This window comes from Mesorhizobium sp. ESP-6-2, from assembly GCF_020164675.1.
GTDB lineage: Bacteria > Pseudomonadota > Alphaproteobacteria > Rhizobiales > Rhizobiaceae > Mesorhizobium.
Window position 1 is genome coordinate 297,327 of the sequence record NZ_JAIUGT010000001.1, and the last position, 21,015, is coordinate 318,341.

Annotated in this window: 16 protein-coding genes; 6 read left to right on the forward strand and 10 right to left on the reverse strand. The window is 64.2% G+C overall.

The annotated features are described in order from the left end of the window. Nucleotides 1-22: 22 nt before the first annotated feature. From atpA to LB532_RS01530, 5 genes are all read right to left on the reverse strand, one after another. A complete protein-coding gene (gene atpA, locus LB532_RS01510) occupies nucleotides 23-1,552 on the reverse strand; it encodes a F0F1 ATP synthase subunit alpha (protein ID WP_140550779.1) in 1,530 nt (509 codons plus the stop codon). Beyond that, nucleotides 1,552-2,112: a F0F1 ATP synthase subunit delta gene (locus tag LB532_RS01515; RefSeq protein ID WP_140641178.1), complete on the reverse strand. Its 561-nt coding sequence runs from the start codon at nucleotides 2,110-2,112 to the stop codon at nucleotides 1,552-1,554. The genes atpA and LB532_RS01515 overlap by 1 nt, the downstream gene beginning before the upstream one ends. A 235-nt stretch (nucleotides 2,113-2,347) precedes the next feature. Beyond that, nucleotides 2,348-2,743, reverse strand: a complete 396-nt coding sequence (locus LB532_RS01520; protein WP_140518245.1) for a DUF4345 family protein — start codon at nucleotides 2,741-2,743, stop codon at nucleotides 2,348-2,350. Nucleotides 2,744-2,838: 95 nt separating this feature from the next. Further along, nucleotides 2,839-3,534, reverse strand: a complete 696-nt coding sequence (locus tag LB532_RS01525; RefSeq protein WP_140641176.1) for an aspartate/glutamate racemase family protein — start codon at nucleotides 3,532-3,534, stop codon at nucleotides 2,839-2,841. A 47-nt stretch (nucleotides 3,535-3,581) separates the two neighbouring features. Further along, the gene (locus LB532_RS01530) at nucleotides 3,582-5,765 is read right to left on the reverse strand and encodes a primosomal protein N' (RefSeq protein WP_140641174.1); all 2,184 of its coding nucleotides are present in this window, start codon (nucleotides 5,763-5,765) and stop codon (nucleotides 3,582-3,584) included. A 90-nt stretch (nucleotides 5,766-5,855) separates the two neighbouring features. Here LB532_RS01530 and fsa point away from each other — a divergent pair, with 90 nt between their 5' ends. Continuing rightward, nucleotides 5,856-6,512, forward strand: a complete 657-nt coding sequence (fsa, locus tag LB532_RS01535; RefSeq protein ID WP_140641172.1) for a fructose-6-phosphate aldolase — start codon at nucleotides 5,856-5,858, stop codon at nucleotides 6,510-6,512. A gap of 78 nt (nucleotides 6,513-6,590) precedes the next feature. Here fsa and LB532_RS01540 read toward each other — a convergent pair whose 3' ends face one another. The 3 genes from LB532_RS01540 to leuS form a co-directional block, all read right to left on the reverse strand. Next, on the reverse strand, nucleotides 6,591-9,137 hold the full coding sequence (locus tag LB532_RS01540) for a DNA translocase FtsK (RefSeq protein ID WP_140641170.1): 2,547 nt from the start codon (nucleotides 9,135-9,137) through the stop codon (nucleotides 6,591-6,593). Between the two features lie 261 nt (nucleotides 9,138-9,398). Then, the gene (lptE, locus tag LB532_RS01545) at nucleotides 9,399-9,977 is read right to left on the reverse strand and encodes an LPS assembly lipoprotein LptE (RefSeq protein ID WP_140641168.1); all 579 of its coding nucleotides are present in this window, start codon (nucleotides 9,975-9,977) and stop codon (nucleotides 9,399-9,401) included. After that, nucleotides 9,964-12,588, reverse strand: a complete 2,625-nt coding sequence (gene leuS, locus LB532_RS01550) for a leucine--tRNA ligase (protein ID WP_140641166.1) — start codon at nucleotides 12,586-12,588, stop codon at nucleotides 9,964-9,966. Before leuS ends, lptE begins: the two co-directional genes overlap by 14 nt. 153 nt (nucleotides 12,589-12,741) lie before the next feature. Between leuS and LB532_RS01555 the strand changes: the two genes are divergently transcribed. Then, nucleotides 12,742-13,392 carry a YggS family pyridoxal phosphate-dependent enzyme gene (locus LB532_RS01555; RefSeq protein ID WP_140641164.1) on the forward strand — a complete coding sequence of 217 codons (651 nt, stop codon included), beginning with the start codon at nucleotides 12,742-12,744 and terminating at the stop codon, nucleotides 13,390-13,392. A 389-nt stretch (nucleotides 13,393-13,781) separates the two neighbouring features. Continuing rightward, entirely contained in the window at nucleotides 13,782-14,831 is a 1,050-nt protein-coding gene (locus LB532_RS01560; RefSeq protein ID WP_140641162.1) for an aldo/keto reductase, read from the forward strand. 115 nt (nucleotides 14,832-14,946) lie between these two features. On the opposite strand, the gene LB532_RS01565 is transcribed toward LB532_RS01560, so the two are convergent. After that, entirely contained in the window at nucleotides 14,947-15,852 is a 906-nt protein-coding gene (locus LB532_RS01565) for a LysR family transcriptional regulator (protein WP_140641160.1), read from the reverse strand. 124 nt (nucleotides 15,853-15,976) lie between these two features. On the opposite strand from LB532_RS01565, the gene LB532_RS01570 reads away from it, so the two are divergent. Together LB532_RS01570 and LB532_RS01575 are read left to right on the forward strand one after the other, a co-directional pair. Further along, nucleotides 15,977-17,158: an MFS transporter gene (locus LB532_RS01570; RefSeq protein ID WP_224556310.1), complete on the forward strand. Its 1,182-nt coding sequence runs from the start codon at nucleotides 15,977-15,979 to the stop codon at nucleotides 17,156-17,158. A 58-nt stretch (nucleotides 17,159-17,216) separates the two neighbouring features. Beyond that, entirely contained in the window at nucleotides 17,217-18,251 is a 1,035-nt protein-coding gene (locus LB532_RS01575; RefSeq protein WP_140641140.1) for an aldo/keto reductase, read from the forward strand. Nucleotides 18,252-18,483: 232 nt separating this feature from the next. Here the strand turns inward: LB532_RS01575 and LB532_RS01580 are convergent, their stop codons facing one another. Then, nucleotides 18,484-18,756, reverse strand: coding sequence for an usg protein (locus LB532_RS01580; RefSeq protein ID WP_140641138.1), 273 nt, complete (start codon nucleotides 18,754-18,756; stop codon nucleotides 18,484-18,486). Between the two features lie 303 nt (nucleotides 18,757-19,059). On the opposite strand from LB532_RS01580, the gene acs reads away from it, so the two are divergent. Further along, on the forward strand, nucleotides 19,060-21,015 hold the full coding sequence (gene acs / locus LB532_RS01585) for an acetate--CoA ligase (RefSeq protein ID WP_140641136.1): 1,956 nt from the start codon (nucleotides 19,060-19,062) through the stop codon (nucleotides 21,013-21,015).

Below are 21,015 nucleotides of genomic sequence, written 5' to 3' on the forward strand. Positions count from 1 at the left end.
CTCATCCGGCCTGGCGCTTCGCTCAGGCGAAGGTCTTGGCGAAAGCGTCGATCTCGGCCTTCAGCTTGCCGCGCAGATCGTCCGACAGCGCCTTTTCCTTGCGGATGGCATCGAGGACGTCCTTGCCGGCCGAACGCATGTGGCTGAGCAGGCCATGCTCGAACTTGCCGACCTGGTTGACCGGCAGCTTGTCGAGATAGCCGTTGACGCCGGCGAAGATCACCGCGACCTGCTCTTCCGTCTTCAGCGGCGAGAACTGCGGCTGCTTCAGGAGCTCGGTCAGACGCGAACCGCGGTTGAGCAGGCGCTGCGTGGCGGCGTCGAGATCCGAGCCGAACTGCGCGAAGGCCGCCATTTCGCGGTACTGCGCGAGCTCGCCCTTGATCGAGCCGGCAACCTGCTTCATCGCCTTGATCTGCGCCGAGGAGCCGACGCGCGACACCGACAGGCCCACATTGACCGCCGGACGGATGCCCTGGAAGAACAGGTTGGTTTCGAGGAAGATCTGGCCGTCGGTGATCGAGATCACGTTGGTCGGGATATAGGCCGACACGTCATTGGCCTGCGTTTCGATGACCGGCAGCGCCGTCAGCGAACCGTTGCCCATGTCGTCATTGAGCTTGGCGGCGCGCTCGAGCAGGCGCGAATGCAGGTAGAAGACGTCGCCCGGATAGGCTTCGCGGCCCGGCGGGCGGCGCAAGAGCAGCGACATCTGGCGATAGGCGACGGCCTGCTTCGACAGATCGTCGTAGCTGATCAGCGCATGCATGCCGTTGTCGCGGAAATACTCGCCCATGGTGCAGCCGGCGAACGGCGCCAGGAACTGCATCGGCGCCGGATCGGAAGCGGTGGCGGCGATGATGATCGAATATTCGAGCGCGCCGCGCTCTTCCAGCACCTTGACGAACTGCGCCACGGTCGAGCGCTTCTGGCCGACGGCGACGTAGACGCAGTAGAGCTTTTCCTTCTCGGGGCCGTTGTCGTGCACCGATTTCTGGTTGAGCATCGTGTCGAGGATGATGGCGGTCTTGCCGGTCTGGCGGTCGCCGATGACCAGCTCGCGCTGGCCGCGGCCAACCGGGATCAGCGCGTCGATGGCCTTGAGGCCCGTCGACATCGGCTCATGCACCGACTTGCGCGGAATGATGCCAGGCGCCTTGACGTCGACGCGCTTGCGTTCGGTCGCCTTGATCGGGCCCTTGCCGTCGATCGGATTGCCGAGCGCATCGACGACGCGGCCGAGCAGGCCCGGACCGACCGGAACGTCGACGATGGCGCCGGTGCGCTTGACGGTGTCGCCTTCCTTGATGTCGCGGTCGGCGCCGAAGATGACGACGCCGACATTGTCGGCTTCGAGGTTGAGCGCCATGCCGCGGATGCCGCCGGGGAATTCGACCATCTCGCCGGCCTGGACATTGTCGAGACCGTAGACGCGGGCGATACCGTCACCGACGGACAGCACCTGTCCGACTTCGGAGACCTCGGCCTCCTTGCCGAAATTCTTGATCTGGTCTTTCAGAATTGCGGAAATTTCCGCGGCGCGGATGTCCATCAGCCGACCTCTTTCAGTGCAAGCTTGAGCGAATTGAGTTTGGTTTTGAGCGACGTATCGATCTGGCGCGAGCCCATCCTGACCACCAGCCCGCCGAGCAGCGACGGATCGACGGTGACGGAGATGGAAACGTCCTTGCCGGCAACACTCTTCAGCGCCGCCTTGAGTTCGGTCTGCTGGGCAGCGGTCAGTTGATGTGCCGACGTTACCTCGGCGGCCGTCTCGCCGCGATGTTCGGCGGCGATCTGCCGGAATGCCTTGATCATGCCGGGCACGGCGAACAGCCGGCGGTTCTTGGCGACGACGCGCAGGAAATTGCCGGTCAGGCCGGTGATCCCGGCCTTGTCGGCGATGGCCGCGATGGCCTTGGCCTGGTCCTCGCTGGAGAACACCGGGCTGTTGATCAGCCGGGTCAAGTCGGCGCTGCCCGCGAGCATCGCCTCGAAACTGTTGAGGTCGGCTTCGACCTTGGCGACGGAATTCGCCTGCGATGCCAGTTCGAACAGCGAACCCGCATAGCGTTCTGCGACACCTGAGATTGGCGATGACGATTGGGCCACGGACCGTCTTTTCTCTTGTCTGACAGGCCGCAGATTGTTGGCGCGAGCGAAAACTCTGGCTAAATCTTTGACCTTACTGCATTTTTTCAAGCACGGAGGCGCGGCTTCCGCTATCCCCGGCCGAAAGTCGATTGCCGTCTAGCACAGGCCTTTTAAGACCGCAATGCGTCGTTCCGCATGGTTTTCAGGCACTATTGTCGCATCCGGGGACGAAGTCCCTGGATTGCCTGTGGATTCACGGCAGGAAGCCGAAGGCAAAGGCAAGCGGCAACGCCGCCAGCGCCAGTTCCACGACGATGGAAACCCAGTTGAAGGGCGTGTTGGCGCCATCCGACATCATCGACAGCAACCGGCCGAAGGCGGTGAACAGCCAGGAGAAGCCGAGCGCCATGTAGATCAGCGGCTGCGCCAGCAGGATGCAGCACAGGCCGACGCCGAGATAGAAGCCCGACATGCGGCCGCGCCCTTCGGCGATCGCCGCTGCCTTCTCCGGCTTGACCTGCAAGCGCAGGATGCGGAAGGCAAGCCCCGGCGCCAGGAAAAGCACCAGGCCGAGCAGCACCGTGACGACGGCGCTCGACCAGGCCAGCCATTCCCCCTGGCTCACCGGCCACGGAAACGCAAAATCCATAGTGTCCCCTCGTAAATGCCGCTCTGAAATCGCGGGTATTCTAACGGAGGAAAAGCCGCGCGCCAGATGGCGGCCGGCACTTTAGGCCAAACGCATCAAGAGAGCGCGAAGGCGATAGCCGCTTCGGCATGGATGCGCGTGGTGTCGAAGGCCGGAATGTCGAAATCCTGCTGGCCGATCAGCATGGTGATTTCGGTGCAGCCCATGATCACGCTGTCGATATTTTCTTCGCGCCGCAGGCGGCTGATCTCGGCGATATAGGCGGCTTTCGATGCCTCGGCGACGATGCCCTGGCAGAGCTCGTCATAGATGATGCGATGGACCATGTCGCGCCCTGCCCGGTCCGGCACGATCGGCTGCAATCCATATTTGTCGACAAGCCGGTCCTTATAGAAATCCTGCTCCATGGTGAACCGCGTTGCCAGCAGCGCCGGGCGCCGCATGCCGGCTGCCTTGATCGCGGCCGCGGTGGCGTCGGCGATGTGGATCAGCGGGATCGACACCGGGGCCTGCACCTGGTCGGCCAGCTTGTGCATGGTGTTGGTGCACAAAAGCAGGCCTTCCGCGCCGGCTGACTCGAGCTTGCGCGCGGCATCGACCAAAAGCACGCCGGCGCCGTCCCAATCCCCCTGGTGCTGGCGCTCGGCGATCTCGGCGAAGTCGAACGACCACAGCAGCAATTTCGCCGAATGCAGTCCGCCGAGACGCTCGCGCACGATCTCGTTGAGCAGGCGATAATAGATGTCGGTCGATTCCCAGCTCATGCCGCCGAGCAACCCAAGAGTTTTCATGTGATCTCCTTTTCTCTCGCAGCGGCGGCCATGGTTGAGATCCCGTTTTACAAAAAGCTCTGCGGGTCGATATCGACCTGCACCCGCACCGAGCCGCGTTGCTTTGGCCCGTTGGCCAGCATGGTTCGGATAAACCCTTGCATGTCGGCGCGGCGCTCGCCCTGGATCAGCAAGCGGAAGCGGTGACGGCCGCCGAGCAGGGACAGCGGCGCTTCGGCCGGCCCGAGCACGAACAGGTCGGATGCCTCGGGCGCGGCACGGCGCAGGCCGCGTGCATGACCCTCGGCTTCCGCCCGCGTCACCGCGCTTACGATGACGCCGGCCAGCCGGCCGAAGGGCGGCAGAGCCGCCCGCTCGCGCTCGGAAATCTCGCGCTCGTAGAAAGCGTCGGCATCGCCGGAGACGATCGCCCGCATCACCGGATGGTCGGGCTGGAAGGTCTGCAGCAGGCCGAGGCTCTTCTTGCCGGTGCGCCCGGCGCGGCCGGTCACCTGGCTGAGCAGCTGGAAAGTGCGCTCGGCGGCGCGCGGGTCGCCATTGGCAAGGCCGAGATCGGCGTCGACGACACCAACCAAGGTCATGTTGGGGAAATTGTGACCCTTGGCGACGAGCTGCGTGCCGATGACGATGTCGGCCTCGCCATTGGCGATGGCTTCCAGCTCCAGCCGCAGCCGCCGCACGCCGCCCATCAGATCCGACGACAAGACGATGGTGCGCGCATCCGGGAAATGCGTGACGACTTCCTCGGCGATGCGCTCGACGCCCGGCCCGCAGGCGACCAGATGATCGAGCGTGCCGCATTCCGGACAGGCTTCCGGACGGCGCTCATTGTGCCCGCAATGGTGGCAGACGAGCTGGCCGCGAAAGCGGTGCTCGACCAGCCAGGCCGAGCAGACCGGGCAACCGAAGCGGTGGCCGCAGACGCGGCACAGCGTCAGCGGCGCATAGCCGCGCCGGTTGAGGAACAAGAGCGACTGTTCCTTCCTCTCCAGCGTCCGGCGCATGTGGTCGATCAGCACCGGCGACAGGAAGCCGCCGCGCGCCGGCGGCGCGCGCCGCATGTCGATCGCTTTCAGATCGGGAAGTGCCGCCTCGGCGAAGCGGGCGGACAGCACCGCCCTGGCGTAGCGGCCCTGGCTGGCATTGACGCGGCTCTCGACCGATGGCGTCGCCGATGCCAGCACCACAGGGAAGCCGCCTATATGGCCGCGCACGACAGCCATGTCGCGGGCATTGTAGAAGACGCGGTCTTCCTGCTTGTAGGCGGGGTCGTGCTCCTCGTCGACGACGATCAGGCCAAGCTCCTTGAACGGCAGGAACAGCGCCGAGCGTGCGCCGGCCACGACCCGCACGCCGCCTTCCGCCACCTGCCGCCAGACGCGTTCGCGCATCCTCGGCGGCAGGTCGGAGTGCCATTCGGCGGGTTTGGCGCCAAAACGCTGCTGAAACCGTTCCAGGAAAGCATGGGTCAATGCGATTTCAGGCAGCAGGATCAGCACCTGCTTGCCCCGGTCGAGTGCCGCCGCCACCGCTTCGAAATAAACCTCCGTCTTGCCCGAACCGGTGACGCCGTCGAGCAGTGCGACGTTGAAGCCGCCGCCCGCGACATTGGCGCGCAGCAGCCGTGCGGCTTCGTTCTGGTCGGGCATCAATTCCGGCGTGGCGTAGGCTGGGTCAGGCTCCGCCACCACGGGCCGCGGCGGGATCATCACCGTTTCGAACACGCCTTGCGCCTTCAGCCCTTCGATTACCGTCGACGACACGCCGGCCGCATGGGCCAGACCGGATCGCGTCCAGGCCAGTCCGCCGTCGGCCGTCTCCAGCACGCGGGCCCGCGCATCCGTCATCCGGTCCGGAACCGCCGCGGTTCGCTGCAACCCCTCGATCCAAGGTTCCGGATCGAAAGCCTCCGGCGCCCTCAGCAGCATGCGCGCCACCATGCCCGGCGCCGACAGCGTATACTGCGCTACCCAGTCGACGAAACGGCGCATCGCCCGATCGATCGGCGGGCAGTCGAAGACCTGTTCGATCGGGCGCAGCTTTTTCGCGTCGACCGTCTCGACCGCGCCGTCCCAGACGATGCCGGCGACCTGGCGAGGCCCGAGCGGCACGCGCACGATCGAGCCCGGCACCACCCGCATGCCGGCGGGCACGGCATAGGTGTAGGGGCGTTCGGCCGGCATCGGCACCAGCACCGGTGCGGCTGCGACAAAGGGCGAATCTTCGATCATGAGGCGTGACCTTGCCCCGACTTTGCTCTAGATCAAAGGGCAACGCTGAACGTGCTTTCCCAAGCACGAGGAAATCGTCAGGAGACCGCCATGAAATTTTTTGCCGACACCGCCGACATCAAGGAAATCCGCGAACTGATCGATCTGGGGCTGCTCGACGGCGTCACCACCAACCCGTCGCTGATTCTCAAATCGGGCGGCAAGATCTCCGAGGTCACCAAGCAGATCTGCGACATCGTCGAAGGTCCGGTTTCGGCCGAAGTCGTGGCGACCGAATACAAGCAGATGATGGCCGAGGCCGAGGTGCTGGCCAAGATCGCGCCGAATGTCGCCATCAAGGTGCCGTTGACACTGGACGGACTGAAGGCCTGCAAGACGATCCGCACCGAGATGAGCCGCATGGTCAATGTCACGCTGTGCTTCTCGGCCAACCAGGCGCTGCTCGCCGCCAAGGCAGGCGCCTCCTTCATCTCGCCCTTCGTCGGCCGCGTCGACGATACCGGCTCCGACGGCATGGAAGTGATCCAGGAGATCCGCCAGATCTACGACAATTACGATTTCCAGACCGAGATCCTGACCGCTTCCGTGCGCACCGTGAACCACGTCAAGCAGGCGGCGCTCATCGGCGCCGACGTCGTCACCGCGCCGCCCGCGACACTGAAGGCGCTGGTCAACCATCCGCTGACCGACAAGGGCCTTGCCGCCTTCCTCGCCGACTGGGCCAAGACCGGCCAGAAGATCGGCTGAGCGAACCTATCTCCGATACGAAAAAGGCCGGGCACCCCGGCCTTTTTTCTGCGCTGCGGATCGAAGCCAGCGAGCCGGTCAGTCCGTGCCGTCCTCGCCAGGCGCGGTTGGCGGGCGCCGGCCCATGATGATCTCGCGCTTGCCGACATGGTTCGGTGCGCCGACCAGACCTTCCTTCTCCATGCGCTCGACCAGGGAGGCGGCGCGGTTATAACCGATGCCGAGGCGGCGCTGAATGTAGGACGTCGAACATTTCTTGTCGCGCAACACCACCTTGACCGCCTCGTCATAGCTGGAATCGCCGTCCTCCGCCGCAACGGCGCCCTTGTCGAAGACCGCGCCCTCATCGCCGTCGTCTTCCTCTTCATCCTCGTCGGCCGTCACGGTTTCCAGGTATTCGGGGCGACCCTGCGCCTTCAGATGCGCCACGACATGCTCGACCTCCACGTCGGAAACGAAGGGGCCGTGCACGCGGGCGATGCGCCCGCCACCCATCATATGCAGCATGTCGCCCTGGCCGAGCAGCTGCTCGGCGCCCTGCTCGCCAAGGATGGTGCGGCTGTCGATCTTGGAGGTGACCTGGAAGGAAATCCGGGTCGGAAAATTGGCCTTGATCGTGCCCGTGATGACATCGACCGAGGGACGCTGCGTCGCCATGATCAGGTGGATGCCGGCCGCGCGCGCCATCTGCGCCAGGCGCTGGATGGCGCCTTCGATCTCCTTGCCGGCGACCATCATCAAGTCGGCCATCTCGTCGACGATGACGACGATATAGGGCATTGGCGCGAGGTCGATTTCCTGCTGCTCGAAGAGCGGCTCGCCGGTGCCTTTTTCGAAGCCCGCCTGCACGGTCATGACGACCGTCTCGCCGTTTTCGCGGCCAGCGGCGGCGCGTTGATTGTAGCCGTCGATATTGCGCACGCCGAGCCGCGCCATCTTGCGATAGCGGTCCTCCATCTCCCGCACCGCCCATTTGAGCGCGGTGACGGCCTTTTTTGGATCGGTGACGACGGGCGTCAGAAGATGCGGGATGCCGTCATAGACGGAGAGTTCTAGCATCTTGGGATCGACCATGATCAGCCGGCATTCCTCCGGTTTCAGCCGGTAGAGCAGCGACAGGATCATCGTGTTGATGGCAACCGACTTGCCGGAACCGGTGGTGCCGGCAACCAGCAAGTGGGGCATCTTCGCCAACTCGGCGATCACAGGCTCACCGCCGATCGTCTTGCCGAGGCAGAGCGCCAGCTTGCAGCCGGTCTTGCGGAAGCCCTCCGATTCGATCAGCTCGCGGAAATAGACGGTTTCGCGCGCCTCGTTCGGAAGCTCGATGCCGATGACGTTGCGCCCAGGCACGACGGCAACGCGCGCCGAGATCGCCGACATGGAGCGGGCGATGTCGTCGGCAAGACCGATGACGCGCGAGGATTTCACGCCCGGCGCCGGTTCGAATTCGTAGAGGGTGACGACCGGGCCGGGCCGAACATGGATGATCTCGCCGCGCACGCCGAAATCCTCGAGCACGCTTTCCAGAAGGTCGGCATTCTGCTCGAGCCGCTCCTGCGACATGTAGAAGCCTTGTCCCTCCGGCGGCTGCTGCAACAATTCTTCCGAGGGAAGTTCGTACGCCTCGCCCGTCGCGGTCGGCACGATCCTGCCGACCAGTGGTGCTCGCGACGATGCGCGCGCGGCCGGAGCCGGGACGGCTTGCTCCAGACTTTGCGTGACCTGTGCCGGAACGGCATTGCTTGCGACGGCGGGAATTGTGGCCTTCGCCCGGGCTTGCTGCGGCACGCGGTTCGCCTCTGGCTGAACCGCGGCCTGGTTGGAGTTGGCCGGACGGACATCCGGCGCGACGGACGAAGCTGGCGACCCGGGAAGGCATTCAATGACACGGAACAGCGCGGTCGGATCGGCCGTTGGCGCGGGGCGGTTGTCGATCCGCTCGGTGACCACAGGCGCGGTCGTGCGCGCAACCGGAACGGCCCGCGGCGCGGGTGACGGGCCTTCGACCAAATAGGGCGCCATGACCTCGAAAAAGACGTGATCCGACAGATAGGGCCAGCGCACATTTTCACGGCCCGTCGTCTTGACCGGGGCTGTCGCTGCTTGGGCGGACGCTGCCGGTGCGGACGCCCGCCCCGCACTCATCCTGTTGCCCGCAGGCGTAGCGGCGGCCCGCACGTTTTCGCCGGCATGCCCTGACGGAACCGGCGCCGGGGCCGGTTGCACCACGGCTCTGTTGCCCAGGGGCGGCCTGGCGGCGCCTGAAGAAAGATTTCGGCTTGGTATCGGCGCCGATGAAGACGTCCCAGCCGCGGTGGATTGGCCGTGCGCCTGCGGTGCTGGTGATTCGCTTTGCTCGACGGCAATCGCCTCGTCCCGCGGACGGCGCGTGCTGGTTTCATAGTCTGGCGTGCGCGTAAACCGCACATTGGGCGCCAGGAAGAAATACTCTTGCCAGGCAGGGCTTTCGTTGCCGCCGAGATCAACAGGGGATGGGGAATGGCCGGCTCCTGCTCGCTGGCTGTCAGCCTTGTTGTCCACACCCCTGAAACGCTTCATCCCGGGGTCATCGGGCGACGCTGCCTTCAATGAACTGACCCGAGGAAAACGCTTGGATTCCATGCTCAAGACTCACGCTGAAATGTCTGCTGAGCAATAGAGAGCGAGTGGTTAACAGTTGCTTCCCGTCGGCCCCTCCGGAGCGGCGAAGCGTGACTTTCGCAGCGGTGTCGGACGTTCGGATCCGTGCGGCTGATCGTCATCCCACGATCGTGCACTCACCCGCGCGCCTTGACCAAAGCCGAGCGGAGATTTGGCTCGGGGGACGTGGCAAAGGCGGCCCAGGCACCAGATTGCGATGTTACCGTGAAACGAAGAGCGGCGCTAACCGGCCGTCTTGCCGTGCCGTGCGAGATCCTGGGCTATGGACAGTTGCAGCGCGTTGGCAAGCTCGCGCGCGGCGCGGTTCTCGGCATCGATCTGTGCCCGGTACGCGGCGAATTCCTGGCGCGGCCTGTCGAAGGACGAAGTGATCGCCCGCCTGCCGGTCGCGATCACCGCGCCGGTTTTGGCATCGGTCAGCGTGTAGCCGGCGGTCAGCGTCACCGAACCGGCGGTCGGCTCGTCCTGATCGGTTCCGACCTGCACGAGCGCCGAGGATTCAACGGCTTCGGTCACGCCGAGATCGAGCGAGTAGGCCGGCGAGGCCGGTTCGCCGGCGCCGCGCCCAAATCCGAAGATCAGGTTGTTGCGCACTTGCTGGCCGTAACGCGTCCTGACCGGCTTGACGGCGATCGATGCCAGTTCGGCATTGGCGCTCGAGCCGGTCGACAGCGGCGCGCTCGAGTAGAGCGGCCGCACCTGGCACGCCGAAACGAGCGCAAGCGAGCCGACAAGGGCGGCAAGCGCGGCACGGCGCAGCAAACGGCTCAGCTCTGTCTTTTCCCGATCAGGCAACGACATTGACGATCCTCTGCGGCACGATGATCACCTTGCGCGGAGCCTTGCCTTCGAGCGCCTTCTGCACGAAGTCGAGAGCGAGCACGGCTTTTTCGACCGCACCTTGGTCCGCGTCGCGGGCAATTGTCAAATCCCCGCGCTTCTTACCGTTGACCTGGATCGGATAGGTGACCTCATTGTCGACGACCAGCGCCGGATCGAAGATCGGCCACGGCCGTTCGGCGACCAGATCGGCGCCGCCGAGCGCCTCCCAGCATTCCTCGGCCAGATGCGGCATGATCGGCGCGATCAGGTGCACGAGCACCTCCACGGCCTCCCGGCAGGCGCCTTTGAGCGCGGCATCGGCCTTGCCTTCGGCCACGTCGTTGAGCGGCGTGGTCAGCACGTTGGCGAGTTCGTAGATGCGGGCGATGGCGCGGTTGAATGCGAGTTTCTCGATGTCCTCGCCGACCGCTTTCAGGATCTTGTGCGTGGCCTTGGAAACCGCCCCGGCTTCACCGCCACCGCCCCCTATGGGTGCGCTGCCGGCCAGCGATTCGGCCGCGGTCGAGACCAGGCGCCAGATGCGCTGCATGAAGCGATGCGCGCCGGCGGCGCCATCGTCGGTCCATTCGACGTCGCGTTCGGGCGGTGAATCCGACAGCATGAACCAGCGTGCGGTGTCGGCGCCGTAGCCGTCGGTGATGTCTTCCGGGCTAACCGTGTTCTTCTTCGACTTCGACATCTTTTCCAGGGAGCCGATCTCCGCCGTCTCGCCCGTGGCGATCTCGATGGCGCGGCGCTTGCCGTCGACGTCCTCCAGCCGCACCTCGGTGGGCGCCAGCCAGCGGCCGTTCGATGCCGATCCCACGCGATAAGTCTCGTGCACCACCATGCCTTGCGTGAACAGGCCCTTGAACGGCTCGGCCAGATCGAGATGGCCGGTCTCGCGCATGGCCCGGGTGAAGAAGCGCGAATAGAGCAGATGCAGGATCGCGTGCTCGATGCCGCCAATATACTGGTCGACGGCCAGCCACTCGTTCGCCGCCTTCGGGTCGGTCGGCTCGTTCGCCCAGGGCGCGGTGAAGCGGGCGAAATACCAGGACGAATCGACGAACGTGTCCATCGTGTCGGTTTCGCGCCGCGCGTCCTTGCCGCATTGCGGGCATTTGACATGCCGCCAGGTCGGGTGGCGGTCCAGCGGGTTGCCTGGGCGGTCGAACTCGACATCGTCGGGCAGCTTCACCGGCAGGTCTGCCTTCGGCACCGGCACCACGCCGCAATCCTCGCAATGGATCATCGGAATCGGGCAGCCCCAGTAGCGCTGGCGCGAAATGCCCCAGTCGCGTAGGCGGAAGTTGACCTTGCGCTCGGCCATCGGCCGGTTGCCGATCGTCTTCTGCTCCAATAGCTTCGCCACCTCGTCGAAAGCGCGAGCCGGCTTCATGCCGTCGAGGAAACGCGAATTGATCATCACGCCATCGTCGACATAGGCTTCCTCGATGACCTGGAAGGTCTTGGGATCAGCCCCTTCCGGCATCACCACCGGGATCACCGGCAGGCCGTATTTGTTGGCGAAGTCGAGGTCGCGCTGGTCGCCGGACGGGCAGCCGAAGATGGCGCCGGTGCCGTAGTCCATCAGCACGAAATTGGCGACGTAGACCGGCAGCGTCCAGTTCTCGTCGAACGGATGCACGACACGGATGCCGGTGTCGAAGCCCTTCTTCTCGGCCGTCTCCAGCGCCGCCACCGAAGTGCCCATATGGCGGACCTCGTCGATGAAGCTCGCCAGCGCCGGATTGGTCTCGGCGGCCTTCCTGGCCAGCGGATGGTCGGCGGCGACCGCCATGAAGGAGGCGCCGAAGATGGTGTCGGGCCTGGTCGTATAGACTTCCAGCTCCTGCTCGCCGGCGACGGGAGCCGCCAGCGGCCAACGGATCAGCAGGCCTTCCGAACGGCCGATCCAATTGTGCTGCATCAGCTTGACCTTCTCGGGCCATTCGTCGAGGCGATCGAGCGAATCCAGGAGATCCTGCGCAAAATCGGTGATCCTGAAGAACCATTGCGTCAGCTCGCGCTGTTCGACCAGCGCGCCCGAGCGCCAGCCGCGCCCGTCTATGACCTGCTCGTTGGCGAGCACCGTCATGTCCTCCGGATCCCAATTGACCTTCGAGGATTTGCGCGTCACCAGGCCCTTCTCGACAAAGTCGAGGAACAGCATCTGCTGGCGATGGTAGTAGTCGACATCGCAGGTCGCGAATTCGCGCGCCCAGTCCAGCGACAGGCCCATGACCTTGAGCTGCTCGCGCATGGTGGCGATATTCTGATAGGTCCATTCCTTGGGATGGACCTTGTTCTGCATCGCCGCGTTCTCGGCCGGCATGCCGAAAGCGTCCCAGCCCATCGGATGCAGCACGTTGAAACCCTTGGCCCGCTTGTAGCGCGCCACCACATCGCCCATCGTATAGTTGCGCGTATGGCCGATATGGATGCGTCCCGATGGATAGGGGAACATCTCCAGCACGTAGTATTTCGGGCGCGGATCATCGTTGTGCGCCTCGAAAAGCTTCCTGTCGGCCCAAGCCTTCTGCCATTTGGGCTCTGACGCGCGCGGATTGTATCGTTCGGTTGCCATGGGACGTTTTTCACTTAAAAAGCATGCGGACTGCGGGCGACAGCTCGGCAGTCCATTGGATGTGGTCCGGGTGTTCACCATGGTTTGGCAAACCCGTCAACCATATGGGTATCGCGTCTGGAAAAAACGCGGTCAAAACAGCGGGATTTGGACATGGGCGATGCCGTTCAGCAGTTTTTCGCGGTCAAGGCGAAGATCGCCGCCGCCGAGCGCGAGGCTGGCGCAGTGACGCTGGTCGCCGTTTCCAAGACCTTTGACGCCGCCGACATCAGGCCCGTCATCGAGGCCGGCCAGCGCGTCTTCGGCGAGAACCGCGTGCAGGAAGCGCAAGGCAAGTGGCCAGCGCTGAAAGAGGCTTTCCCCGATGTCGAACTGCATCTGATCGGACCGCTGCAATCGAACAAGGCCAGGGAAGCCGTGGCGCTGTTCGACGTCATCGAGACGGTCGATCGCGAGAAGATTGCCGCCGAACTCGCCAAGGAGATCGCCCGGCAAGGCCGGGCACCGAAACTCTACGTCCAGGTCAACACCGGCTCCGAGCCGCAGAAGGCCGGCATCGAGCCGCGCGAGGCCATGACCTTCGTCGCCCGCTGCCGCGATGTCCACGGCCTCGCCATCGGAGGCCTGATGTGCATTCCGCCGGCGGACGAGAACCCCGGCCCGCATTTCGCCCTGCTGGAAAAATTGGCGCGGGAGGCAGGCGTCGCCAAACTGTCGATGGGCATGTCCGGCGATTACGAGACGGCTATAGCCTTCGGCGCCACCAGTGTCAGGGTTGGTTCGGCGATCTTCGGCAGTCGATAAACACCGGCCGCCGTGGGGTGGTCCTGTCGTCTGTGAGTACTAAGCCTATGATACACAGACGGACTGAACACATCTTGCGAATTAAGCGAGGAGTCTTCTTGAACAGGCACTTGCGGGACGCAAGAAACAATCTCTCGAAGCTGGTAAGACAGTCGCGCGAAAAAGGGGCCGCAAACCGCAATATCTTCTCTCCGGCCCCGTCTGGGATGACGAATTTGTCGAGGAGGTCAATCGCCGCCCGAACCCAATGATCCGAGCGGTCCATTCTCCGATAGTTCCTATCACCGGCAAGAGTGGTCCAGTTCAACTGGCTGATTATGCCAGTGCTGGAAACGAAACGTACCGTTCCTATTTGTTTTGTGTCATCACAAATCTCTGGAGCTTTCGCCATGCGCTACAACCAGCTCGGAAATACCGGCCTGTTCGTCTCCGAACTCTGCCTCGGCACCATGACCTTCGGCGCGGCCGGCCAGAATGCCCAATGGGGCCTGATCGCCAGCCTCGACCAGAAAGGCGTCAACGAGATCGTCGGCCGCTCGCTCGCCGCCGGGGTCAATTTCTTCGACACGGCCGATGTCTATTCCTTCGGCGAATCCGAGCGCCTGCTCGGCCAGTCGCTCAGGGACCTCGGCGTTGCCAGGTCGAGCGTGGTCATCGCCACCAAGGTTCACGGCGCCATGGGCGAAGGCCCGAACCAGCGCGGCTCCTCGCGCGGCCACATCATGGATTCGGTTGATGCCAGCCTGGAACGGCTGCAGCTCGATCATATCGATCTCTATCAGCTGCACGGAACCGACGCGGTGACGCCAATCGACGAAACGTTGCGGGCACTGGACGATCTCGTTGCCAGCGGCAAGGTCCGCTATGTCGGCGTCTCCAACTGGCAGGCCTGGCGCATCGCCAAGGCGCTCGGCATAGCCGACCGCAAGGGCTTTGCCCGTTTTGAAACCATCCAGTCCTATTACTCGATCGCCGGTCGTGATCTCGAGCGCGAGATCGTACCGCTGATCAACGAAGAGAAGCTCGGTCTTATGGTCTGGTCGCCAATGGCCGGCGGCCTGCTGTCCGGAAAATACGGCCCCGGCGCGCCAGGCAATGGCGAGGGCCGCCGCGCCTCCTTCAACTTCCCACCGGTCAACGAGGACCGCGCCTGGGCGGCGGTCGCGGTCATGCGCGAGATCGCCAAAAAGCATGACGTCAGCGTCGCCACCGTGGCGCTCGGCTATGTCCTGGCCAAGCCCTTCGTGATGAGCGTGATCATCGGCGCCAGCCGCATGGATCAGCTCGAACAGAATCTTGCCGCCACGAACCTCAAACTTGATACCGATGATCTTGCCAGACTGGACGAGGTGAGCGCGCTGCCGGCCGAATATCCTGGCTGGATGCTGGAGCGGCAGGCCGCCGGCCGGCGTCCGGTGCCGTTCGTGCCGAAGGCCTGATCGTTTTCGAGCCTGCTTCGAAGCCGCGTGCCTTAGGTACGCGGCTTCTCGGTTAGAGCAATTCCAAGAAAAGTGTGTGCGGTTTTTCTGTCCAGAATCGCGTCAAAACAAAGAGTTAGAGGCGAACGACCTCCGAGAGAAAATCGAGAAAGGCCCGCACCCGCGCAGGCAGATGCTTGCCTTGGCCGACATAGACGGCATGGGTGGCCTCCTCGTCGCCTGGGTTGAATTCCTCCAGCAACGGGACGAATGCCCCCGCGTCGATGTCCGGCTGGACATGCCAGCGCGCCAGCCGAGCGATTCCGCCTCCCGCCAGCGCCATCCGCCGCATCGCCTCGCCGTCGGTCAGCGTTGCGTTTCCGACAACCGGGACGATGACCGGCGCACCTGCCGCCTCGACAAAAGGCCAGCCGTCTATATGCCGCGCAAAGCCGAAGGCCAGCATATTGTGACGTCCGAGATCGGTCAGCGTGCGCGGCGTCCCACGCGCTTCGACATAGGATGGTGCTGCTACCAGCACCATCCGGCTCTGCCCCAGTTTGCGCGCCACCAGCCGTGACTCGCGCAAGGGTCCGGCGCGTATCGCCACATCGGCGCGCTCCTCCAGAAGGTCGATCACGCTGTCTGTCAGCACGGCGTCGACGGAAATCTCGGGATAACGTTCGAGAAACCGAGGCAGCAACGACATCAGCCGGTGGTGGCCGAACGGCACGTAGCTGTTGACCCTCAACCGGCCGCGCGGCGCCGCCCCGGCGGCCGCCTCGCGCTCGGCTGCGTCCAAGTCGGCGAGGATGCGCATGCCGCTGTCGTAGAAAGCAGTGCCTTCCGGCGTCAGTTGCAGCTTGCGCGTCGAGCGGCTGACCAGCCGCGCGCCGAGCCTGGCCTCCAGCCGCGCGATCAATTTGCTCACCGCAGACGGAGTCATGCGCAAGGCACGTGCCGCCGCCGAAAAGCTGCCCGCCTCGACGACGCGCACAAACACTTCGATCTCGCCGGAACGGTTGATGTCGGATCTCGCCATCTGTGAATCTATTTCACAGAAAGTATGCCTGGAGCAAGTCTGGTTCACATCGCATGGCCACACGATCTTCCCGGTCGGGGCGCGGCCTGGACAGCGCGCCCGTCACCGCCGAAGTGGAAACATCATGCCTCTCGCTCTCTATGCTCTCGCCGCCGGCGCCTTCGGCATCGGCGTCACCGAATTCGTCATCATGGGCCTGCTCATCGACGTCAGCAAAGATCTCGGCGTCTCGATCTCGGCCGCCGGCCAACTGATTTCCGGCTATGCGCTGGGCGTCGTCATCGGAGCACCTCTGCTGACGATCGCCACCGGCAACTGGCCGCGCAAGACGGTGCTTCTGGCGCTGATGGCGATCTTCACCCTTGGCAATCTGGCCTGTGCGCTGGCGCCTGATTATTGGACGCTGATGGGCGCGCGCGTCATCACCGCCTTTGCCCATGGCACCTTCTTCGGCGTCGGCTCGGTGGTCGCCACCGGACTGGTCGCGCCCAACAAGAAGGCGTCGGCGATCGCGCTCATGTTCACCGGCTTGACCATCGCCAACATTCTCGGCGTTCCCTTTGGCACTTGGCTCGGCCAGGCCTTCGGCTGGCGCGCCACCTTCTGGGCCGTGACCGCGGTCGGTCTCGCGGCCTTTGCCGTCATCCTGGCACTGGTGCCGCGCAGCCAAGCAACTCCCGAGAAGAGCGACCTGCGCGCCGATCTCGCCGTGCTGCGCCGCACGCCGGTTCTGCTCGGCTTCGCCATCACCGTTCTCGGCTATGCCGGCGTCTTCGCCGTCTTCACCTACATCGCGCCGTTGCTGACCGAGATCAGCGGCTTCAGGGAAGCGGCCGTTTCGCCGATCCTGCTCGTCTTCGGCGGCGGCCTCATCGCCGGCAATATCGCCGGCGGCAAGATCGCCGACCGCTGGCTGGTGCCGGCGGTGCTCGGCAGTCTCGTGGTGCTCGCCCTGGTGCTGGCGACCATGAGCGTCGCTATCCACAGCCAGGTGTTTGCCGTGATCTATGTCGGCCTGCTGGGCGCCGCCGCTTTCGCCACTGTGGCGCCTTTGCAGATGTGGGTGCTGGAAAAGGCACAAGGTGCTGGCCAGAGCCTCGCCTCGTCCTTCAACATCGCCGCCTTCAACCTCGGCAATGCCACCGGCGCCTGGCTCGGCGGCGTGGTCATCGCCCAAGGTCTTGGCCTGGGTTCGCTCACCTGGGTCGCCGCGCTGCTGCCGGTCGCGGCACTCGCCGTGGGGGGACTGGCCCTGCGTCTCGACCGCGGCACCGCGCTCGGCGCGCCTGTCTGCGTCCGGTCGTGAAGCTCGCCGGCAAAGCCGGATCGATTCGACTTCTTTCCAAACCATCAGGAGTAAGAAAATGGATTATCGAAATCTTGGCGCATCGGGCCTGAAAGTGCCGGTGCTGTCGTTCGGAGCGGGAACCTTCGGCGGTTCCGGCCCGCTGTTCGGCGCGTGGGGCAACAGCGACGCCAGGGAAGCGCGGCGGCTGGTCGACATCTGCCTTGAGGCCGGCGTCAATCTATTCGACACCGCCGATGTCTATTCGAACGGCGCCTCGGAAGACGTGCTCGGCGAGGCGATCAAGGGCCGGCGCGATGGCGTGCTGATCTCGACCAAGACCTCGCTGCCGATGGGCGACGGGCCGGCCGACTATGGCTCCTCGCGTTCGCGGCTGATCAAGGCCGTCGACGCCGCGCTGAAGCGGCTCGGCACCGATTACATCGACCTGTTGCAGCTGCATGCCTTCGATGCCGGCACGCCGATCGAGGAAGTGCTGTCGACGCTGGACGGCCTCGTGCGCGCCGGCAAATTGCGCTATGTCGGCGTCTCCAATTTCTCCGGCTGGCAGGTGATGAAGTCGCTCGGGCTGGCCGACAGGCACGGCTATCCGCGCTATGTCGCGCATCAGGTCTACTATTCGCTGGTCGGTCGCGACTATGAATGGGAGCTGATGCCGCTCGGCCTCGACCAGGGCGTCGGCGCGCTGGTCTGGAGCCCGCTCGGCTGGGGCCGCCTGACCGGCAAGATCCGTCGCGGCCAGCCATTGCCCGACAAAAGCCGGCTGCACGACACCGCGAGCTTCGGACCGCCGGTCGAGGACGGGCACCTCTACCGGGTCATGGAGGCCCTCGATGCGGTGGCGCAGGAGACAGGCAGGACCGTGCCGCAGATCGCCATCAACTGGCTGTTGCAGCGCCCGACCGTGTCATCCGTCATCATCGGCGCCCGCAACGAGGAGCAGTTGCGCCAGAACCTGGGCGCCGTCGGCTGGACCCTGACGCCGGAGCAGATCGGGAAACTCGATGCGGCAAGCGAAGTCACCGCGCCCTACCCTTATTTTCCCTATCGCCGCCAGGAGGGCTTTGCCCGGCTGAGCCCGCCAGCGGTTTGAGCGTGTCCGACCGCTAGAGCCGAAGGTTAGCGGGGCAGCGCCCCCCTCTGTCCTGCCGGACATCTCCCCCACAAGGGGAAGATTGGATGTCACCTCGGCTTTCGCCAATTTCCAACGTGAAGGGATAGCGCTGTTAGCAAAGCTGCCGATCTCCCCATGTGGGGGGGAGATGTCCGGCAGGACAGAGGGGAGCGCCGTAGAGCGCCGATGTCACGACCTCGAAGCAGCGCCCCTAATGCAGCACGAACTCGCCGTCGACCTTGCGCCACTCGTTGGGCGCGATCAGCTTCTGGTGCGTGTAGCTGATCGAATGCAGCGGCCCCTCGAGCTTGGTCTTCCAGAACTCGATGAAGCGGACCAGCACCGGAAACTTCGGCGCGATGTCGTAGTCCTGCCATATGAAGCTCTGCAAGAGATGCGGATGGTCTGGGAAATGATAAAGGATATTGGCCGTGGTCAGGCCATAGCCCCGCAGCATCAGGTCCATTTCAAGCTGGTCGCGCATTTTTGCTCCCCGGGTTGATTCTCCTTCCTCCCAACAACCGATTGTGCGCGCGGTTGCTTAACCGTCTATTGATTTTTTCTTGATCGAAACCGGCTTTAGCCCGCGAAAACATGAAGTTAGCAGCCGTTCGGTGCAAGTGCTGACAGCAGCCGCGGGCCCATGTGCGGCATCCCGCCGCGCAAACCCAACGTCTAATGTTGCCGTCATCGCGGAACTGTTAATAATGCGCGCGAATTCGCGGCCGCGTCGCCGCGATCCCGCTGGCGTTTCAAGCCGGCGTCGGTTTCGGGAGGAAAAGCAGGAATGTCCGAGGTTCATGTCCACCGCGTTCAGCCGGCCTGGAAGAAGAATGCGCTGATCGACAACGACACCTATCTCAAATGGTACGCCGACAGCGTGAAGAATCCGGACAGGTTCTGGGGCAAGCACGGCAAGCGCATCGACTGGTTCAAACCCTTCTCCAAGGTCAGGAACGCCTCCTTCGACGGCAAGGTCTCGATCAAATGGTTCGAGGACGGCCAGACCAACGTTTCCTACAACTGCATCGACCGCCACCTGAAGAAGCGCGGCGAGCAGACCGCCATCATCTGGGAAGGCGACAACCCCTACGACGACCGCAAGATCACCTACAATGAGCTCTATGCGCATGTCTGCCGCTTCGCCAACGTGCTGAAGAAGCACGGCGTCAAGAAGGGCGACCGCGTGACCCTCTACATGCCGATGATCCCGGAGGCGGCCTATGCGATGCTCGCCTGCACGCGTATCGGCGCCATCCATTCGGTCGTCTTCGGCGGCTTCTCGCCTGACGCGCTCGCCGGCCGCATCGACGATTGCAAGTCGACCATCGTCATCACCGCTGACGAGGGCCTGCGCGGCGGCAAGCCGATCCCCTTGAAGGAGAACACCGACAAGGCAATCGAGATCGCGGCAAAAGCCGGCACCAGGGTCGAAAAGGTGGTGGTGGTCCGCCGCACCGGCGGCAAGATCGGCTGGGCGCCGGGTCGCGACGTCTGGTACCACGAAGAGGCCGCGACCGTTAAGGCTGAGTGCAAGCCGGAGAAGATGAAGGCGGAGGACCCGCTGTTCATCCTCTATACGTCGGGTTCGACCGGCAAGCCGAAAGGCGTGCTGCACACCACGGCGGGTTATCTCGTCTACGTCTCGATGACGCACCAATATGTCTTCGACTATCATGATGGCGACATCTACTGGTGCACCGCCGATGTCGGCTGGGTCACCGGCCACAGCTACATCGTCTACGGGCCGCTCGCCAACGGCGCCACCACGCTGATGTTCGAGGGCGTGCCCAACTACCCCTCGCAGTCGCGCTTCTGGGAAGTCATCGACAAGCACCAGGTCAACATCTTCTACACCGCGCCGACGGCGCTGCGCGCCCTGATGGGCGCCGGCGACAACCACGTGAAAAAGGCGTCGCGCAAATCGCTGCGCGTGCTGGGCTCGGTCGGCGAACCGATCAATCCGGAGGCATGGGAGTGGTATTTCAACGTCGTCGGCAACGCCAAGGTGCCGATCGTCGACACCTGGTGGCAGACCGAGACCGGCGGCATCATGATCACGCCGTTGCCGGGCGCCACCGACCTCAAGGCCGGCTCGGCCACGCGGCCCTTCTTCGGTGTCAAGCCGCAACTGGTTGACGGCGGGGGCAAGGTGCTTGAAGGGGCGGCCGACGGCAATCTGTGCATCACCGAGTCCTGGCCCGGCCAGATGCGCACCGTCTATGGCGATCACGACCGTTTCGTGCAGACCTATTTTTCGACCTACAAGGGCAAGTACTTCACCGGCGACGGCTGCCGCCGCGATGCCGACGGCTATTACTGGATCACCGGCCGCGTCGATGACGTCATCAACGTCTCCGGCCACCGCATGGGCACGGCCGAGGTCGAATCCGCATTGGTCAGCCACGACAAGGTTTCGGAAGCCGCCGTCGTCGGTTATCCCCACGAAATCAAGGGCCAGGGCATCTACTGCTACGTCACGCTGATGGCCGGCGAGACGCCGAGCGAGGACTTGCGCAAGGAACTCCTCGCCCATGTCCGCAAGGAGATCGGCGCCATCGCCACGCCCGACAAGATCCAGTTCGCACCGGGCCTGCCCAAGACCCGCTCGGGCAAGATCATGCGGCGCATCTTGCGCAAGATTGCCGAGGACGATTTCGGCGCCCTTGGCGATACCTCGACGCTCGCCGATCCGGCCGTCGTCGACGACCTCGTCGCCAACCGCCAGAACAAGAAAGGCTGA

Bases quoted from the DNA above. Each gene is read 5' to 3' on its own strand.
- atpA (WP_140550779.1), bottom strand. From the start codon at position 1,552: ATGGACATCCGCGCCGCGGAAATTTCCGCAATTCTGAAAGACCAGATC.
- LB532_RS01520 (WP_140518245.1), bottom strand. From the start codon at position 2,743: ATGGATTTTGCGTTTCCGTGGCCGGTGAGCCAGGGGGAATGGCTGGCC.
- LB532_RS01525 (WP_140641176.1), bottom strand. From the start codon at position 3,534: ATGAAAACTCTTGGGTTGCTCGGCGGCATGAGCTGGGAATCGACCGAC.
- LB532_RS01530 (WP_140641174.1), bottom strand. From the start codon at position 5,765: ATGATCGAAGATTCGCCCTTTGTCGCAGCCGCACCGGTGCTGGTGCCG.
- fsa (WP_140641172.1), top strand. From the start codon at position 5,856: ATGAAATTTTTTGCCGACACCGCCGACATCAAGGAAATCCGCGAACTG.
- LB532_RS01540 (WP_140641170.1), bottom strand. From the start codon at position 9,137: ATGGAATCCAAGCGTTTTCCTCGGGTCAGTTCATTGAAGGCAGCGTCG.
- lptE (WP_140641168.1), bottom strand. From the start codon at position 9,977: ATGTCGTTGCCTGATCGGGAAAAGACAGAGCTGAGCCGTTTGCTGCGC.
- leuS (WP_140641166.1), bottom strand. From the start codon at position 12,588: ATGGCAACCGAACGATACAATCCGCGCGCGTCAGAGCCCAAATGGCAG.
- LB532_RS01555 (WP_140641164.1), top strand. From the start codon at position 12,742: ATGGGCGATGCCGTTCAGCAGTTTTTCGCGGTCAAGGCGAAGATCGCC.
- LB532_RS01560 (WP_140641162.1), top strand. From the start codon at position 13,782: ATGCGCTACAACCAGCTCGGAAATACCGGCCTGTTCGTCTCCGAACTC.
- LB532_RS01565 (WP_140641160.1), bottom strand. From the start codon at position 15,852: ATGGCGAGATCCGACATCAACCGTTCCGGCGAGATCGAAGTGTTTGTG.
- LB532_RS01570 (WP_224556310.1), top strand. From the start codon at position 15,977: ATGCCTCTCGCTCTCTATGCTCTCGCCGCCGGCGCCTTCGGCATCGGC.
- LB532_RS01575 (WP_140641140.1), top strand. From the start codon at position 17,217: ATGGATTATCGAAATCTTGGCGCATCGGGCCTGAAAGTGCCGGTGCTG.
- LB532_RS01580 (WP_140641138.1), bottom strand. From the start codon at position 18,756: ATGCGCGACCAGCTTGAAATGGACCTGATGCTGCGGGGCTATGGCCTG.
- acs (WP_140641136.1), top strand. From the start codon at position 19,060: ATGTCCGAGGTTCATGTCCACCGCGTTCAGCCGGCCTGGAAGAAGAAT.